The sequence below is a fragment of the Flavobacterium quisquiliarum genome (assembly GCF_019308285.1).
Classification (GTDB): Bacteria; Bacteroidota; Bacteroidia; order Flavobacteriales; family Flavobacteriaceae; genus Flavobacterium; species Flavobacterium quisquiliarum.
Genome location: NZ_WWEM01000013.1, coordinates 105,388 through 122,603 on the forward strand (window position 1 = coordinate 105,388; position 17,216 = coordinate 122,603).

Genomic DNA, 17,216 nt, shown 5'->3' on the forward strand with positions numbered 1-17,216 from the left:
GTCAAAAACGAACTAAATCAATTATTTTTTATTCGCATTTGTTCTTTTAAGAACTCCTAAAAAGAACAAAATAATTCCGGCAACCATCAAAATATAGTAAACCGAAAGATTATTATCTTTCAGCACATTTGCCAAAACAAAACATATCACACTAGCAAAATAAAAAGCAACAGCAGATATGTTTTTTAAAGATTCAAAACTCATTATTTTTTATTTAAAGAAACTATCAACGAATTCATATTTATTAAAGACTTGTAAATCCTCAATTCCTTCGCCAACACCAATATATTTAACTGGAATTTGAAACTGGTCTGAAATACCAATAACCACTCCTCCTTTTGCCGTTCCATCCAATTTAGTTACGGCTAGCGAAGTAACTTCTGTTGCAGCTGTAAATTGTTTTGCTTGTTCAAAAGCATTTTGTCCAGTAGAACCATCTAAAACTAAAAGCACATCGTGTGGCGCATCAGCAACTACTTTCTGCATTACACGTTTTACTTTTGAAAGCTCATTCATCAAATTGATTTTATTATGCAGACGCCCAGCTGTATCAATAATAACAACATCTGCATTTTGAGCAACAGCTGATTGCAAAGTATCGAAAGCTACAGAAGCTGGATCACTTCCCATATTTTGTCTCACAATTGGCACATCTACTCTATCAGCCCAAACTTGTAATTGATCAATTGCCGCCGCACGAAAAGTATCTGCTGCACCTAAAACTACCTTATGTCCTGCTTTTTTAAACTGATAAGCTAATTTTCCAATTGTTGTTGTTTTCCCTACTCCATTCACCCCAACAACCATTAAAACGTAAGGTTTCTTGTCTTTTGGAACTTCAAATTCAGTCGCTTCGCCTGTATTAGTTTCAGACAATAAAGCTCCTATTTCGTCTCTTAGAATTTGGTTTAACTCTTCTGTTCCTAAATATTTATCTTCTGCAACACGTTTTTCTATTCTTTCAATGATTTTTAACGTCGTGTTAACTCCGACATCAGAACCTACCAAAACTTCTTCAAGATTATCTAAAACATCGTCATCGACTTTAGATTTTCCTGCAACAGCTTTGCTTAACTTCGAGAAAAAAGTAGTTTTTGTTTTTTCAAGACCTTTGTCTAAAGTCTCTTTTTTTTCGGTAGAGAATAATTTTTTAAAAAAACTCATTTTTTGTAGATTATTAGATTTACTAGATTTCTCGATTATCAGACAAGAAATCCAAATCTTTAAAGAAAGTGCAATTGTTTTCCAAAAAGAGGCCAATTGTTACGATTCTTTAAATTTTCAGACAAATATAGGTAATAAAAAAGCTACTTCCGAAAGAAAGTAGCTTTTCTATATAATGTAATTGTAATTATTTCTTTTTCAAGAATTCATCAACTTCTTCAGGAGCCATAATAGATTCTACGAATGTATATGCACCAGTTTTAGGAGATTTTACCATTTTGATGGCTTTTGATAATCTCTTAGAAGATGTTTGTAACGATGCTACGGTTTTCTTTGCCATGATTCAAATGTTTTGGAATTCAATAAATCTTCAAATGAAAAACCATTTGAGATTTTATCAAAATCTCTAATTATTACTTAATTTCTTTGTGAACAGTTACTCTTTTTAAGATTGGATTAAATTTTTTAATCTCTAATCTGTCTGGAGTATTTTTTTTGTTCTTAGTTGTAATATATCTAGAAGTTCCTGGAACACCAGAAGTCTTGTGCTCAGTACATTCTAAAATTACTTGGATTCTATTACCTTTCTTTGCCATCTTGCTATATATTTATTTAGGAAAAGATTATTTGATAAATCCTTCTGACTGCGCTTTTTTCAAAACTGCAGTGATTCCATTTTTATTAATTGTTTTTATCGTAGATGCTGCTACTCTAAGAGTAATCCATCTATCTTCTTCTGGAAGATAAAAACGCTTTTTAACTAAGTTTACAGAAAACTTTCTCTTAGTTTTGTTCATAGCGTGAGAAACGTTATTTCCTACCATCGCTCTTTTACCTGTAAGGTCACAAACTCTTGACATTATACTTATCTTTTATCGTTATTCAAAATCAGGGTGCAAAGAAAAGAAAAATAAACCATTGTAGCAAAAAATTATTGCACAAATTTTAAAATTTCTTTCTGCAATATTTCCAAACTCTTAACTGTTGCCCTATCTACCACTTTTTCACGAGGTTGTCCGAAGTTAAATTCTTCCACAATTACCTCATTTGGGGTAGCCAAAGCAATAAAAACAGTACCAATTTCCGCATCAGAATCTCCTTTTGAAGGTCCCGCGTTACCTGTCGTAGCTATCCCATAATCCGTTTGCAGTAACTTTTTCACATTCAAAGCCATAGACGACGCGACTTCCGCACTTACAACAGAATGTTTGGCTACCAAATCTTCTGGAACTCCAAGCACATTTATTTTAGCTTCGGTTGCATAAGAAACGACACTTCCTTTAAAATAACTGGAAGCTCCAGGAACAGCAGACAATAACGAGGCTACTCTTCCGCCAGTAAAACTTTCTGCTGTTGAAACCGTTTTATGCTGTTTAGTCAAAATTTTTCCAACTACTGATTCTAATGTTTCGTTTTCTTCATACCCCACAATTATATCATGAATTATTAAATCTAACGAACGCACATTTTCATCAATTGCCGCTTCTAAAACTTCTTTATCCACTCCTCTAGCTGTTAATCTTAAACGAACTCGGCCTGGATTTGGCAGATAAGCCAGTTTTATAAATTCTGGAAGATTATTTTCCCAATGCTCAATGCGTTCCGCAACCAAACTTTCTCCTTGACCATAAGTCAAAATGGTTTTATGAATGATATATGGACGTTTATATTCTTTGACTATCTTAGAAATAATTTCTTCTTCAACCAAATATTTCATTTCATAAGGAACTCCCGGAAGCGAAATAAAAACAGTATTTTCTTTCTTCATCCACATACCTGGCGCCGTTCCAACTTTATTTGGCAATACAGTACAAGTTGACGGCACTAAAGCCTGATCTTTATTTAATTGAGAAATCGGTCTTTTGTAAAAACCTTCTATTAATTCGGTAACATGCGCCAAAACTTCTGGATTTACAACCAGTTCATCATTAAAGTATTCACAGAACGTTTTTTTAGTCACATCATCTTTTGTTGGACCTAGCCCACCCGTAACTATTACAACATCAACTCTGTTTTGCAACTGAGCAAATGTGTCTAAAATATGTTTTTTATCATCGCTTATAGACAACATTTCTGCTACCTCAACTCCAATTCGATCTAGTGATTTAGCAATAAAAGCTGAATTTGTATCTACGATTTGACCAATTAGAATTTCATCTCCAATTGTTATGATTGCTGCTTTCATATCTATATTAAGGAAAGTTTACCTGATCCAAACAGGTTTATTATTTTAAGAAGAATTAGCTCTGGAATCCTTTTTTAAAGAAACAGAACTCTAAATCTAATTTTAAAAAGAATCTATTACTTTCAAAATAAGAAAACAAAACCCAATCCTTTTCAATATAAGAATTGGGTTCTGATTATGTTTTACAAATCAAAGTCTTTTTTTATCTCTTTGATTGCTTCTTTTACTTGGACTTTAATACTTTTAAAAGTTTCAATAATATCTTTTTTCTTGCCTTCTGCTTTTGTCCAAGCTTCTACTTGAAGAATTTCTTCAAATGCCACATTCAAACCCATTAAATCTAATGTTGGCTTAATTTTATGCGCATAAGAATAGGCATATTTATGATCCTTTTTCTTAATTCCTTCTTTAATTTGTTTTAAATCTTCCGGAACTTCTGTAACAAATAAAGTTAAAATCTGATTTACAAATTCAGGATCGTTATCTGAAAGCGCATACACTTTCGAAAGGTTATACTTTAAAGCCATTATTTTACTTGTATTCTGAATAATTTTTTATCTTCTAAAAAGCCTTCTAAAACATCATTTGGTTTTACAGCCGAAACACCAGCTGGTGTTCCTGTAAAAATTATATCTCCAATTTTCAAGGTAAAAAACTGAGAGACGTGCGAAATTAATTCATCAATCTTCCAAAGCATCATGCTTGAATTTCCTTTTTGAACTGTTTCTCCATTTGTTTTCAATTCAAAATTAAGATTTTCCATAGAAAGAAAATCTGTTTTTGGTAAAAAATCACCAATAACCGCCGAACCGTCAAACGCTTTGGCTTTTTCCCACGGAAGCCCTTTTTCTTTTAATTTACTCTGTAAATCCCTCGCTGTAAAATCGATCCCAACACTAATCTCATCATAATATTTATGAGCAAATTTTGGTTCGATGTATTTTCCAACTTTATTAATCTTTACAATTATTTCTATTTCATGATGAACATCCTCAGAAAACTCCGGAATCACAAACGGATGTTGTTTCAGCAATACCGCAGAATCGGGTTTCATAAAAACTACCGGCTCACTCGGACGTTCGTTCTTTAATTCTTCTATATGATTGGCATAATTCCTGCCGACACAGATAATCTTCATTATTATTTAGTGTTCAGTTTTCAGTTTTTAGTATTCAGCAAAACCTATAGCATTCAGAGACTGAACACTAAAAACTGAACACTGCATACTTTACTTTGTGTTTAATTTTCTCAATTTAATTGCTGTCAAAACTTTTTTGGTATACAAAGGAAAATCAGCATTTTGAATCCAGCTGAAATAACCTGGCTCTGACTCCAAAACTTTTTCCACTTTTGCCCCTTTGTGCTTGCCAAAAGTAAAAATTTCTTCGTCATCTTTATCAAAAGCAATCATTCCAGCAAAATCAGCTATTTTTTTACGAGTTGTAAATTCAGACAAAGCCTTCATGTCATTTTCCAATTCTGGATAACGATCTAACTGTGCTTTCAGAATTTCATAAGTCGCCATAGTATCCGCTTCAGCAGAATGGGCATTATCTAAACTTTTTCCACAATAAAATTTCAAAGCAGCACTAAGAGTTCGCTCTTCCATTTTATGAAAAATAGTCTGCACATCTACAGAAACTTTATTTTTCATGTCAAAATCAACTCCTGCACGAAGTAATTCTTCTGCTAAAAGCGGAATATCAAAACGATCTGAGTTAAATCCTCCCAAATCGCTGTCTTTAATCATATTATGAATATGTGACGCTAATTCTGCAAAGGTTGGTTCGTTTGCTACTTTTTCATCAGTGATGCCATGTACCGCAGTAGTTTGCGGCGGAATTGGAATTGTTGGATTAACCAACCAGGTTTTACTTTCTTTGTTTCCGTTAGGAAAAACTTTGAATATTGAAATTTCTACGATTCTATCTTTACCGATATCAATTCCCGTTGTTTCGAGATCAAAAAAGCAAATTGGTTTGTTAAGTTTTAATTCCATTTCTAATTTTTATAAGTCTACAAATGTAATTTTTAAAGCCGAATATCCTCCTTTATTCTCGTTTTTTTTGTCGAAAAAAGCTTTCATTTAACGATTTTAACTTTTAAGAAATACATCAATAACAACTTAAAGCATTACCACTTAACGCTTTTCTTACAAAACACAAAAAAAATCCGATTAGTTATAAACCAATCGGATTTGAAATATTTTTATAATTGATTTTAGAAATCTCTATCTACATCAAAAGCTTCTAAATATTCTGCCACTCTTTTCACAAAACTTCCTCCCAATGCTCCATCTACCACTCTATGATCATAAGAATGAGACAAGAACATTTTCTGACGAATTCCAATAAAATCTCCTTCCGGAGTTTCGATAACAGCAGGCACTTTACGAATTGCTCCAAGAGCTAAAATCCCAACCTGAGGCTGATTAATAATTGGCGTTCCGAAAACACTTCCAAAAGTACCAACGTTCGTCACCGTGTAAGTTCCGCCTTGTGTATCGTCTGGTTTTAGTTTTCCAGCTTTTGCACGGTTTCCTAAATCGTTAACCGCTTTTGCCATTCCAACCAAATTCAACTGATCTGCATTTTTAATTACAGGGACAATTAAATTCCCATTTGGCAATGCCGCCGCCATTCCTAAATTAATATTTTTCTTTTTGATGATATAATCCCCGTCAACAGAAATATTCATTCCAGGAAAATCTTTTAAGGCTTTAGCAACCGCTTCCATCATAATCGGCGTAAAAGTCAATTTCTCGCCTTCTCTCTTTTCGAAAGCCGTTTTTACTTTATCTCTCCATTTCACAATGTTTGTTACATCTACTTCAATAAACGACTGTACGTGAGCCGAAGTTTGAACTGAAGCCGTCATATAACCTGAAATCAGTTTACGCATTCTGTCCATCTCTACAATTTCGTCGCCTCCATTTACAGAAACCGGAACAGCCTGCTGGCTTTTTTGAACAACTGGTTCAACTGCTTTAGGAGTTTCAGTTTTTGGAGTTTCTGCAAGTACTTTTGGAGTTTCTTCAACCGCTTTTGGCGTTTGCACTACTCCAGATTTGCGATCTTCTATATATTTTAAAATATCTTCTTTAGTAACACGTCCGTCTTTTCCTGAACCTGCAATATTTTCAAGTTCGTTTAAAGTAACGTTTTCTTCTTTTGCGATATTTTTTACTAGCGGAGAAAAGAATTTATCTGAACCTGAAAAATCTGTACTTGTTACAGTTTCTTTTACCGTTTCAATAGTTTTTTCAATTTCAACTGCTTCGGCCGGAGCTACAGTTTCTTCTACTGAAATTGTTTCTGTAATCACCGCTTCACCGCCTTCAGTCTCAATAATGGCAATAGTCTGCCCTACTTGTACTAAATCATCTTTACCAAACAATTGCTCAACTAAAATTCCTGATACTTCGCTAGGTACTTCACTATCAACTTTATCGGTTGCAATTTCGAGTACCGCTTCATCAGCTTCAATTTTGTCTCCAACTTCTTTCAACCAATTTGTAATAGTTGCTTCAGCGACGCTTTCTCCCATTTTTGGAAGCTTTAATTCAAATCTTGCCATATTGTTAATCTAAAAGATGTTTTTGATTTTCAGATTGCGAAATTAACGAATATTTTAAACATAAATTACACTTAATATAATTTTTTACTCAATTTTTATAATTTGCCCTCTGTCATTTCTTGAATTGCTTCCAATAATAAAACCCGCATTTTTGGGAAATATTTTAAAAGTAACCTTCTTATCTTTAAGAGTTTCTATGATTTCGATACATTTTTTGAATGAAATATAGTGATTATCCAAAATGATCTCTGCCTTTTTACCCTTTAAAATCAGGCACGAATTTACCATTTTTTCCTCTTTGAATTCTAAAAAACCAACTTTATTTTCCAAAATCGAAGCCAGTTTTTTAGCGAAATTCTCATTTTCGGAGCATAAAAAATAGCTTTCCGGCAACGGATTCTCTTTTGGTTTTCCCTGAAACATTTTGGCAAATGAAAACAAAAATGTCCCAATTTTAATAAAAAGACTAAAGAACCAGGATTTCTTGAAATGTTTTTGATAAAAGAAATTCATCGATTCCTGAAATCGTTTCATGTATTGCTCATCTTTTATTGTGCTTTCTCCTTTATAATGCAGAACTGTTGTTTCGTGAAAATAAAAATTAGCTTTTTCTAAAAGCAAAGCACGATACGACAAATCGATATCGTCTGCATACATAAAACAATCTTCGTCAAAACCGTTTAAATCTTCATAAAGTTTACTTTCTAAAAACATAAAAGCCCCAACTAGAATAGCTACTTTTCCAGTTTCGTTTTGATGTAAATGCTGAGCGTAATATTGATTGAAAAGTTTTGTTTTAGGAAAGATTTTATACAAACTGAAAATCTTCGTAAAGGCAACCCAGGGTGTCGGTATTCCTCTTTTACTTTCAGGCAGAAATTCTCCTGTTCCATCAATTAGTTTACAGCCAATGATTCCGAGATTATTTTGCCTTTCGGCGAAAGCCAGAATCTTCAAGAATGTATCTTCTGCAACAACGGTATCAGGATTTAAGATGCAGATGTATTTCCCTTTCGCTTGACGAAAACCAATATTATTTCCTTTTGGGAAACCAAAATTCTCCTTGTTTTCAATCAATTTTACTTTTGGAAATTTTTCTCTCATCATCAAAACACTGTCGTCTGATGAATTATTATCTACTACAATAATTTCAGCATCGATTGCCGCAATTGCTTCCTGAACACTTAAAACGCATTGTTCGAGAAAGTAACGCACATTATAATTGAGAATAATAATCGATAACTGCATGTAAAATTGATCTAGTAGATTTTGGTCGAAAGTTAGAAATTTTCTGATAACCCCAAACGAAGCGACCAGTCGTTTTTACTAATTCCGTAATCAAGTGCCAGATTACTGCCATTTCTTTTATTCCATTTGATACGAATTCCGGTTCCAACCGCAGGATTCCATTTTTTGAATTGATAAGTCTCAAGTTTGGAAACCGAAGAAATATTAGTAAAAAAGACAGCGCCAAAAAAACCATTTCGACTGATATCCGTTCGATATTCGGTTTCAAAGTAAATTAAGGCATTGCTTCTGTATCTGTTTTTAGTAAAACCTCTTCCTGTTTTTCCGTCACGGTCCCAGCCAATACTTGGCAAATCCAGATAATGAGGCTTTCCGCCAAATGTTGACCAATAAAAAGCTCTTGAAGCCCAAACTCTGTGTTTGGTTCTACTGAAAGAATGGTATTTTCTGGCGTCTATATATAAGGACTGCCATTTATCTCCTTCAACTCCGCTTGTATTCATACGAAAATCGGCTTCAATATACAATCCTTGTTTTGGATTGATGATATTTTCCCGTGAATCATACAGACCCTGAATCGCTAATCCGAAAGAAGTTTCGTCTGAATAATCTCCTTTCATGTACTGATTATAATCGGTCTGCTCGTCTATATAAGATTGCTCCGAAATATTTTGATAATTATCTAAAAGAAAACCCATTCCCAACCGATAATTCCCAACAATTTTTCTGGTTGCAAACTGATAAAACCGCCACTGCTGATAATCGAGCGTTGACATTTTATCTTTTGAATCGTGCTCACCCAAACCGTAAGTATCCTGAGGATAAATCATATATCGATAATCACCTATAAAATTCCATTTATTTTCGCTTGTGTAAACGTAAGACTGAACAGGAAAAACATATTGTTTGGTAAAACTAAAATAAGGTGAAAAAGTAACCTGAGACATTTTCGTTTTTTCGTGATCTTCGCCGAGATAAAAAGTAGTTAAAAAGGAAACCACCAAACCTGTACTCGAATTCACATCAACAGGAACTGGAAGCAATGAGAATGCCAGTTTTTTTTGCTTGTCTTTTTTGATCGTATCGTTTTTGTCAAAAATTTTGTGAACAACATCTAATATGTCCTGATTTCCCACAGTCAGACTATCGTTTTGAGCGTTACAAAACGAGCTTATTAAACAAAAACAGCATACATATATAATTTTTAAATTACTCACTCACAATATTTTAAAAACCATCTCTTACAAATTTAGAATTTTTAATTTAGAATTATGTTTAAATTTTTTGTAGAATAAAAACGGATTTAAAATGATTCAAAAAAGCTACATTTGGGTTTCTAATTATCTGATCTTAAAAAGTCTTATGCGTCAATTATCACTTTACTTTTTAGCTTTTAGTCTTATTTGCTTTTCAGCGATAGCTCAGGAAAAAAGAGAAAATCTGGTAAAATCTAACAAATGGTTTATCGCTGGCCCTTCAAAAGAAAGTGAAGAAACATTAAATGCTATTCGAATAAAAAAAGGAATAATTACGATAACCACGAAAAATAACCCAAAAGGTGAAATTGAGCTCAATGTTATGATTACACCTTCGGAAACCAATGACGGAATTCCGACGAATCTTTCGAGTGAATCAAAATTTGTCGAAATTACCTATCAATCTACACAAACAATAAAATTACAAGCAAGAGAAGGGAATTCAGAAGGAACAGGTTGCGTACATGGAGGTTCACATCCGAGAGTTAGCCTGCCTGCTTCCACCCATCAATTTAAAACTATAAAAATTCCATGGTCAGATTTTAAACAAGACGAACTTCCTGATGGAAAACTTCTGAATATTCACAATTTATGTAAGTTCAATTTTGTGAATTACAATCCAATTTCCGGATCGATCCTGAAGATTAAGTCAGTTATTATAAATTGAAAGTTTTTTTTACCGCAAAGAGCGCTAAGGATTTTCGGTAAAATCTTCTCATTTCAAAAATTACAAATGCAATTGAATTTTATACCTGTTTAAGATTTTCATTACGAAAAGCATAATTGTAGAGAATACTAAAGACCAGATAATACCTGGAACGCCTACCCTAAAGTATCCTGGAATAATATGCATGTCAATCGTTTTACAGAAATAATAAATTACTCCTGGTAAAATATAGATTAATAACGGATTTGCTGCTGCTGGCATAAAAAACTCGCTCCATTTCGTTTGTTTTTTAACTTCCATTAACCAATATAAAAAGTAAAATAATATTGTACAGATTCCTGCTGAGATCATTGTCCACGATGGAGTTCCATGTATTTTTGAAATTCCGAATAAAGGCCTCAAACCAAATCCAACAGCAAAAAACAATATTATAAAAGTAATTACAGGCCAGTTGATTTTATTTTCGATTTTTCGATCAAAAAAGAGCAGTGAGATTACAACTCCAGCTGAAACCAAAGCGCCATGTGTAAGATGACCAGCAATAAAACTCAGCCATGAAGTATTTTGAACAAATGAATTTTCAGTCAGATTTAACGAATTCATTACCACACTGAAAATTAAAAAACCAATCATTGCCCATAAATTCCCTGAAACCAGCCAATAATAAATAACCGTAAAAAGATACGCCCAACCAATTAAACCTAGAATTCCCCACCATTTTGGAGTCATTCCTCTTTCACCAGTATCTTGTATGTATAAAAAGTATAGTGTTATAAGAACCAAAATCCCTCCATATTGCAATACACTTTTGAGCCAAAGAGGGAAATCTTTTGGGTATTTATTCCAAATAAGGATTGGCATTGCATAGGCCAAAAGTCCCCAGAGAGCTGGAGCAATTATCATTTTAGAAGCATCAAAACCATATTCGGCATTAACCATGAAAACGCCAATAATAATAAGCGCAAAGGCTCTTTTTAAAGTGTGAGTCCCAATGGTTTTGGCACTATCGCCTTTTATCAGCCTAGCATTAAAAGCAAATGGAACCGACATTCCAACAATAAATAAAAAAGCAGGGAAAACTAAATCAACAAAAGTCATGGCATCGGCATCGGCGGGCATATGTCTCATCCATTGTGGCACATGTTGAATACTTGCCAATTCGTTAACAAAAATCATTACAAAAATGGTGATTCCACGTAAAGCATCGATAGAAACAATCCTTTGATTAAACAAATTCTCTTTTATTTTCATAATTTTTTACTTTTTTACTAAAAATCAAATATAGTATAATTCTAAAATGTCTTATTAGAAATTCTGCATTAATTTTGCAATTTATAAATTTGAGCTACACGCATTTGCCCCATGTTTACATTCTTCAAATCTAAACCTATATTAAAAGACCTGCTTAATGGTGATTTTGTAGATATACATTCTCATCTTTTGCCAGGAATTGATGATGGTGCTAAAAACATAACAAAATCTGTACAGCTTACTCAATCTTTTCAAGATTTAGGAATTGCCCAAATTATTACAACACCGCATATCAGTCATTATGTTTGGAACAATACTTCTGAAATAATAGAATCAAAACTTGAGGAAACTAAAAATGAATTAGTTTCAAATAATATTAAGATTCCTTTTAAGGCTGCTGCAGAATATTTTATTGACTTTTGGTTTGAAAACAATTTCAAAGAGGAAAAATTATTGACTTTAAAAGACAATTACGTTTTAGTTGAAATATCGTATTTAAGCGCTCCCATAAATCTCCTAAAAACTATTTTTGAAATACAATTAGCGGGTTATATTCCTGTTTTGGCACATCCTGAACGTTACGTGTTTTTTCATGATAATTTTAATGAATATGAAAAACTAAAAAATGCCGGATGCCTTTTCCAGTTGAATCTTCTTTCTACTGTAGACTATTATGGTACAAAAATCGCAAAAACAGCAGATGATCTTTTAAAAAAAGGAATGTACGATTTTTGCGGAAGCGATATTCATCACAGAAAACACATTGCTTCTTTTGATAAAAAAATAAAAATTGGGAATATTGATCAATTGAAAGAGGTTATTGCCAACAATCAATTTTTTAGATTCTAAAACTGCTAATAGGCGTTTTCTTCTCCTTTAAATATATTGATCATTGTTTTTACAATTATTCTTAGATCCAGTAGAAAACTCCAATTCTCAATATACCAAATATCATAAGCAACGCGATTTTCCATATCGCTTAGAACTTTGGTTTCTCCCCTGAAACCATTTACCTGTGCCCAGCCTGTAATTCCTGGCTTAGCATATTGACGCACTAAATAATTATTAATTAAGTCACTATATTCTTTTGCAAGGTTTATCATGTGTGGTCTTGGACCTACAACCGACATATCTCCCCAAAAAACATTAAAAAACTGAGGTAATTCGTCAATACTGGTTTTACGAATAAAAGCTCCAAATTTAGTAATACGACTGTCCCCTTTTTCGGCCTGCTTATTGTGTGCCAAAGTATTAACGTACATACTTCTAAACTTAAAACACATAAAAGTTTCATTATCTCTTCCGGATCTTTCCTGCTTAAAAAATATAGGCCCTGGTGACTCCAATTTTATGATAAGCATAATAATAGGAAACAGCCACGGAAAAATAAACAGAATTACCAAACTCGAAAACAAAATATCAAAAACTTTTTTTACAACCCTGTTGGAAGCGTATTCCAAAGGTTCTGTACGAAACATCAATACAGGAATATTTTCATAAAAAGAAACCTCAACTTTGCTTGCTTTTGTGTATTGCTCAAAATCTGGAATAAACTTAATACGAACCATATTTTGTTCACAGATTCGGATTAGTTCATTTATAATCTGAATGTTTTCGATATGCAGTGCAACATACATTTCATCAATCTTTTTGTCTATCACAAATCTTTCGATGTTTTCAAACTGCCCTACAATTAGAGCTGGATCAATGGCAGTTAGATTTTCTCCTTTATCAAAAAAACCTAAAAATCGGTATCCGTAGGTAAGATCTTTCGCGAGAACTTTTCGAATTCTTTCACCACTTTGATTAGCTCCAACAATAATAAAGGTTTTAAAATTATATCCCTGCGCTCTAATGTACTTTAGAAGCTTCATTGATAAAAATCTAGAAATCATTAAAATTCCAAAAAAGATCATGTAAAAATATACCATACGAAGTCTTGATATCTCCTCGTATTTTAAATACACAACAAAGATGGAAACGACCGCTGCATGAATTACTATTTTCTTAATGGTTCTCCATAAAATTTTTTCGATTGGTTCTACACGAATGCTTCTATTTGAATCGTTTTGCAACAACAGAGCTATCCAAATTAAAATAGCCAAAAGAGAAATGGTACGTTCTTCTTTGGAAAGCAGTTTATCCAAATTTCCAAACCTTGCCAAAGAAGAAAGTAAAGTTGCTAGGTTTAACAATATAATATCTACTATTACAAACAAAAGTTTGAAATAACGCGAAATTCGATAATGAGATAGTTCTTGTAAAATTTTCATAACAGAGTAATCCTATTCTTAAAAGAATAAAACTTAACGAATGCAAAGTAACATTTAAATTGTATTTTTTTATAGTTATTTTGTTGTATTATTTAAAACTTTACATTTAACTTGTACAAAAATAATATTGCAATTATGATAAAAATTATTTTCTTCTTCCTTGCAATTACAACATCTTGCTACGCTCAAATTTCAGGATGCACAGACCCAAAAGCTGAAAACTACGATTCAAAAGCTGTATTGAACAACGGAAGCTGCAGTTATAAAAATCTAAAATTAAAACCTGAACATTCCACCCATTTAAGCGATTCAATTCGTGAAACTTCTGGATTAATTGCTTTTGATAATTTACTTTGGACACACAATGACGACCATGACACAACAATTTATGGCCTTGATACTTTAGGAAATATTAAAAGAAAAGTTGTCTTTCCTGAGGTTATTAATCACGATTGGGAAGAAATTACGCAGGACGATCTTTATTTATATATTGGCGATTTTGGAAATAATTATTCCGGAAATCGAAAAGACCTAAAAATACTTAAAATAGAAAAAAAATCGTTTTTGGAAGAAAAACCTAAAATCGAAACCATCTTCTTTACCTATTCTGACCAAACTGATTTTTCGCTTTCAAAACCAAACAAAACCAATTTTGACTGCGAGGCTTTTATCATTTCTAAAGACAGTATTTATCTGTTTACTAAACAATGGAAATCTTCTAAAACTGCTATTTATTCTTTGTCAAAGCAGGCTGGGAATCAGGTTGCAAAATTCAGATCAACTTTGAACACAAAAGGTTTAGTAACTGGAGGAACTTATCTTGAAAATAAAAACCTCATCACCTTATGCGGCTACACTAAAATGGGAAAACCATTTTTATATCTTCTTTACGATTTCAAGAATCAAGATTTTTTGTCTGGAAATAAAAGACGAATAGATTTAAGATTTCCTTTTCATCAAATTGAAGGAATTGCAACAAAAGATGGATTACATTATTATTTAACTAATGAAGCACTGGTTCGAAAACCTGTTATAAATGTAAAACAACAAATACATTATTTTGATCTCAGCTCGGTACTAGGTTTGTATCTCCATAAATAATTCGCAAATCGTAAGAGAATAGTTTACTTTTGCAAAAAATTTTATTCTTGTGAACTATTTATCTGTAGAAAACATTTCAAAGTCATTTGGCGAAAGAGTCCTTTTTGACAACATTTCTTTTGGAATTAATAAAGACCAAAAAATCGCTTTTATTGCTAAAAACGGTTCTGGAAAAACAACCATTATGAACATCATCAATGGTAAAGAAGAGCCTGATACTGGGCAAGTGGTTTTGAGAAAAGGGATCAGAATGGCGTTTCTTTCACAAGATAATAATCTGCAGGACGAACTTACGATTGAAGAGAGCATTTTCGCTTCAGATAATGAAACTTTAAAAGTAATCGAAAAATACGAAAAAGCACTAGAAAATCCTGAAGACACAGAGGCTTATCAAAAAGCTTTTGATGCAATGGATCAACACAATGCTTGGGATTTTGAAACGCAGTACAAACAGATACTTTTCAAATTAAAACTAGAAGATTTTAAACTAAAAGTAAAGAATCTTTCTGGAGGACAAAAAAAACGTCTTTCTCTTGCTATCATTTTAATTAATCGCCCAGATTTATTGATTTTGGATGAGCCTACCAACCACTTAGATCTTGAAATGATCGAATGGTTGGAAAGTTATTTTGCCAAAGAAAACATTACATTGTTTATGGTAACACACGACCGTTTCTTCTTAGAGCGTGTTTGTAATGAAATTATCGAATTAGATAACGGAAAATTATATCAGTACAAAGGGAACTATTCTTATTACTTAGAGAAAAAAGAAGAACGAATTACTTCTGAAAATGCGAGTATTGACAAAGCAAAAAATTTATTTGTAAAAGAATTAGAATGGATGCGCCGCCAGCCGAAAGCGAGAACAACAAAATCTAAATCTCGTCAGGATGATTTTTACATCATTAAAGAAAAAGCGCAGAGCCGAAGAAAAGAAAACAAAGTCGAGCTTGAAATTAATATGGAAAGAATGGGAAGTAAGATTATCGAGCTTCATAAACTTTCTAAAAAATTCAAAGACCGAGTTATTCTTGACAATTTCAGCTTTGATTTTCAGCGTGGTGAAAGAATCGGAATTATTGGTAAAAACGGAACTGGGAAATCTACTTTCTTAAATTTATTGACTGGAACCATTCCGCCAGACAGCGGACGTGTTGTAAAAGGTGATACCATAAAAGTAGGTTACTATACACAATCTGGAATTAATCCTAAACCAGGACAGCGTGTTATTGATATTATTAAGGAATACGGAGAATATATTCCGCTTGCAAAAGGAAAGATTATTTCAGCATCGCAATTATTAGAGCGTTTCCTTTTTGATGCCAAAAAACAATATGATTATGTTGAAAAACTAAGCGGAGGAGAATTAAAGCGTTTATACCTGTGTACAGTTTTAATTCAGAATCCGAACTTTTTGATTCTCGATGAACCTACAAACGATTTGGATATTGTGACATTAAACGTTCTGGAAAGTTTTCTTTTAGATTATCCCGGCTGTTTATTAGTAGTTTCTCACGATCGTTATTTTATGGATAAAATTGTCGATCACTTATTTGTCTTTAGAGGACAAGGCGAAATCGAAAATTTCCCAGGAAACTATTCTGACTTTAGAGCTTACGAAGATAGTGCCGATATTGCTCAAAAAGAAGAAAATAAAGCCGAAAAGAAAGACTGGAAACAAAATAATCCAACTGGAAACCTAACTTTCAACGAACAAAAAGAATATCAGAAAATAGAAAGAGAAATAAAAGATTTGGAAATCGAAAAAACTAAAATCGAACAATTATTCTCTGACGGAAAAGTAGCAGATGCTGACATCGAGAAAAAAGCAAATGAACTTCAAAATATAATTAAAAAAATAGATACAAAAGAAGAACGCTGGTTTGAACTTTCGACTAAACTTGAAGGGTAAGTTTTAGTTTCAGGTTTCAGCTTCAACTTAGAATTAAGAAAAACTGAAAACCGAGACCGCGACTAAAAACTAAATTTCCCTATATTTACCAGCATTAAAAAAATAAAACACTACATGAAAAAATTATTAACTGCATTATTTACTTTAACATTATTCATTTCGTGTTCAAGTTCAGACAAAGAAACACCAGCAAAAGATTACAGAGAAGAAAACGAGCAAGAGATTAAAGATTATATTGCTAAAAACGATTTAACAGCAGTACGAACAGATTCTGGTTTATATTACATCATTGATGAACCTGGAACAGGTAAACAGCCAACTGCAACATCATCTGTTACGGTTGCTTATACAGGTTCTTTCACTAGCGGAAAAACTTTTGACCAAAGCACAAGTGCTGGAGCTACTTTTCCTTTAAACCGAGTAATTCAAGGCTGGACAGAAGGAATTCCGTTATTTAAAGAAGGCGGAAGCGGTACCTTACTTATCCCATCACATTTAGGCTACGGGAGTACTAGTATACCAGGTATTCCAGCTGGTTCTGTACTTATTTTTGATGTAAAATTGATCAAAGTAAATTAATTCC

At 32.8% G+C, this 17,216-nt stretch carries 19 protein-coding genes; 5 read left to right on the forward strand and 14 right to left on the reverse strand.

Annotation, left to right across the window (positions count from 1 at the left end; genetic code table 11):
* Window positions 1-21 precede the first annotated feature (21 nt).
* The 12 genes from GSY47_RS05460 to GSY47_RS05515 form a co-directional block, all read right to left on the reverse strand.
* Window positions 22-204, reverse strand: coding sequence for a hypothetical protein (locus tag GSY47_RS05460; RefSeq protein ID WP_091492167.1), 183 nt, complete (start codon window positions 202-204; stop codon window positions 22-24).
* A 6-nt stretch (window positions 205-210) separates the two neighbouring features.
* Entirely contained in the window at window positions 211-1,164 is a 954-nt protein-coding gene (ftsY, locus tag GSY47_RS05465) for a signal recognition particle-docking protein FtsY (protein WP_179002342.1), read from the reverse strand.
* A 187-nt stretch (window positions 1,165-1,351) separates the two neighbouring features.
* Window positions 1,352-1,504, reverse strand: coding sequence for a DUF4295 domain-containing protein (locus GSY47_RS05470; RefSeq protein WP_008468081.1), 153 nt, complete (start codon window positions 1,502-1,504; stop codon window positions 1,352-1,354).
* A gap of 73 nt (window positions 1,505-1,577) precedes the next feature.
* Window positions 1,578-1,760, reverse strand: a complete 183-nt coding sequence (rpmG, locus tag GSY47_RS05475; RefSeq protein WP_008253902.1) for a 50S ribosomal protein L33 — start codon at window positions 1,758-1,760, stop codon at window positions 1,578-1,580.
* A gap of 27 nt (window positions 1,761-1,787) precedes the next feature.
* A complete protein-coding gene (gene rpmB / locus GSY47_RS05480; protein ID WP_008468080.1) occupies window positions 1,788-2,024 on the reverse strand; it encodes a 50S ribosomal protein L28 in 237 nt (78 codons plus the stop codon).
* 71 nt (window positions 2,025-2,095) lie between these two features.
* Complete coding sequence (locus tag GSY47_RS05485) at window positions 2,096-3,349, reverse strand: CinA family nicotinamide mononucleotide deamidase-related protein (RefSeq protein ID WP_179002343.1); 1,254 nt, start codon at window positions 3,347-3,349, stop codon at window positions 2,096-2,098.
* Between the two features lie 182 nt (window positions 3,350-3,531).
* Window positions 3,532-3,876, reverse strand: coding sequence for an Hpt domain-containing protein (locus GSY47_RS05490; protein ID WP_008468078.1), 345 nt, complete (start codon window positions 3,874-3,876; stop codon window positions 3,532-3,534).
* On the reverse strand, window positions 3,876-4,487 hold the full coding sequence (locus GSY47_RS05495) for a fumarylacetoacetate hydrolase family protein (RefSeq protein ID WP_179002344.1): 612 nt from the start codon (window positions 4,485-4,487) through the stop codon (window positions 3,876-3,878). The genes GSY47_RS05490 and GSY47_RS05495 overlap by 1 nt, the downstream gene beginning before the upstream one ends.
* 90 nt (window positions 4,488-4,577) lie before the next feature.
* Window positions 4,578-5,348, reverse strand: a complete 771-nt coding sequence (locus tag GSY47_RS05500; RefSeq protein WP_179002345.1) for a 3'-5' exonuclease — start codon at window positions 5,346-5,348, stop codon at window positions 4,578-4,580.
* A 221-nt stretch (window positions 5,349-5,569) separates the two neighbouring features.
* Complete coding sequence (locus GSY47_RS05505; protein ID WP_179002346.1) at window positions 5,570-6,925, reverse strand: dihydrolipoamide acetyltransferase family protein; 1,356 nt, start codon at window positions 6,923-6,925, stop codon at window positions 5,570-5,572.
* A gap of 84 nt (window positions 6,926-7,009) precedes the next feature.
* Window positions 7,010-8,173, reverse strand: a complete 1,164-nt coding sequence (locus GSY47_RS05510) for a glycosyltransferase family 2 protein (RefSeq protein WP_179002347.1) — start codon at window positions 8,171-8,173, stop codon at window positions 7,010-7,012.
* 32 nt (window positions 8,174-8,205) lie between these two features.
* Window positions 8,206-9,309, reverse strand: a complete 1,104-nt coding sequence (locus GSY47_RS05515) for a BamA/TamA family outer membrane protein (protein WP_179002348.1) — start codon at window positions 9,307-9,309, stop codon at window positions 8,206-8,208.
* 172 nt (window positions 9,310-9,481) lie between these two features.
* Here GSY47_RS05515 and GSY47_RS05520 point away from each other — a divergent pair, with 172 nt between their 5' ends.
* Window positions 9,482-10,096, forward strand: a complete 615-nt coding sequence (locus GSY47_RS05520) for a hypothetical protein (RefSeq protein WP_179002349.1) — start codon at window positions 9,482-9,484, stop codon at window positions 10,094-10,096.
* Between the two features lie 60 nt (window positions 10,097-10,156).
* Here the strand turns inward: GSY47_RS05520 and GSY47_RS05525 are convergent, their stop codons facing one another.
* Window positions 10,157-11,347 carry a DUF5009 domain-containing protein gene (locus GSY47_RS05525; protein WP_179002350.1) on the reverse strand — a complete coding sequence of 397 codons (1,191 nt, stop codon included), beginning with the start codon at window positions 11,345-11,347 and terminating at the stop codon, window positions 10,157-10,159.
* A gap of 111 nt (window positions 11,348-11,458) precedes the next feature.
* Between GSY47_RS05525 and GSY47_RS05530 the strand changes: the two genes are divergently transcribed.
* A complete protein-coding gene (locus GSY47_RS05530) occupies window positions 11,459-12,196 on the forward strand; it encodes a tyrosine-protein phosphatase (RefSeq protein WP_179002351.1) in 738 nt (245 codons plus the stop codon).
* Between the two features lie 5 nt (window positions 12,197-12,201).
* Here the strand turns inward: GSY47_RS05530 and GSY47_RS05535 are convergent, their stop codons facing one another.
* Window positions 12,202-13,620 (reverse strand): undecaprenyl-phosphate glucose phosphotransferase, encoded by a 1,419-nt coding sequence (locus tag GSY47_RS05535; RefSeq protein WP_179002352.1) that lies wholly within the window; start codon window positions 13,618-13,620, stop codon window positions 12,202-12,204.
* A gap of 135 nt (window positions 13,621-13,755) precedes the next feature.
* Between GSY47_RS05535 and GSY47_RS05540 the strand changes: the two genes are divergently transcribed.
* From GSY47_RS05540 to GSY47_RS05550, 3 genes are all read left to right on the forward strand, one after another.
* Window positions 13,756-14,721: a T9SS C-terminal target domain-containing protein gene (locus GSY47_RS05540; protein ID WP_179002353.1), complete on the forward strand. Its 966-nt coding sequence runs from the start codon at window positions 13,756-13,758 to the stop codon at window positions 14,719-14,721.
* A 49-nt stretch (window positions 14,722-14,770) separates the two neighbouring features.
* Complete coding sequence (locus GSY47_RS05545; RefSeq protein WP_179002354.1) at window positions 14,771-16,633, forward strand: ABC-F family ATP-binding cassette domain-containing protein; 1,863 nt, start codon at window positions 14,771-14,773, stop codon at window positions 16,631-16,633.
* 114 nt (window positions 16,634-16,747) lie between these two features.
* A complete protein-coding gene (locus tag GSY47_RS05550; protein WP_091492205.1) occupies window positions 16,748-17,212 on the forward strand; it encodes an FKBP-type peptidyl-prolyl cis-trans isomerase in 465 nt (154 codons plus the stop codon).
* The last annotated feature ends 4 nt before the right edge of the window (window positions 17,213-17,216 follow it).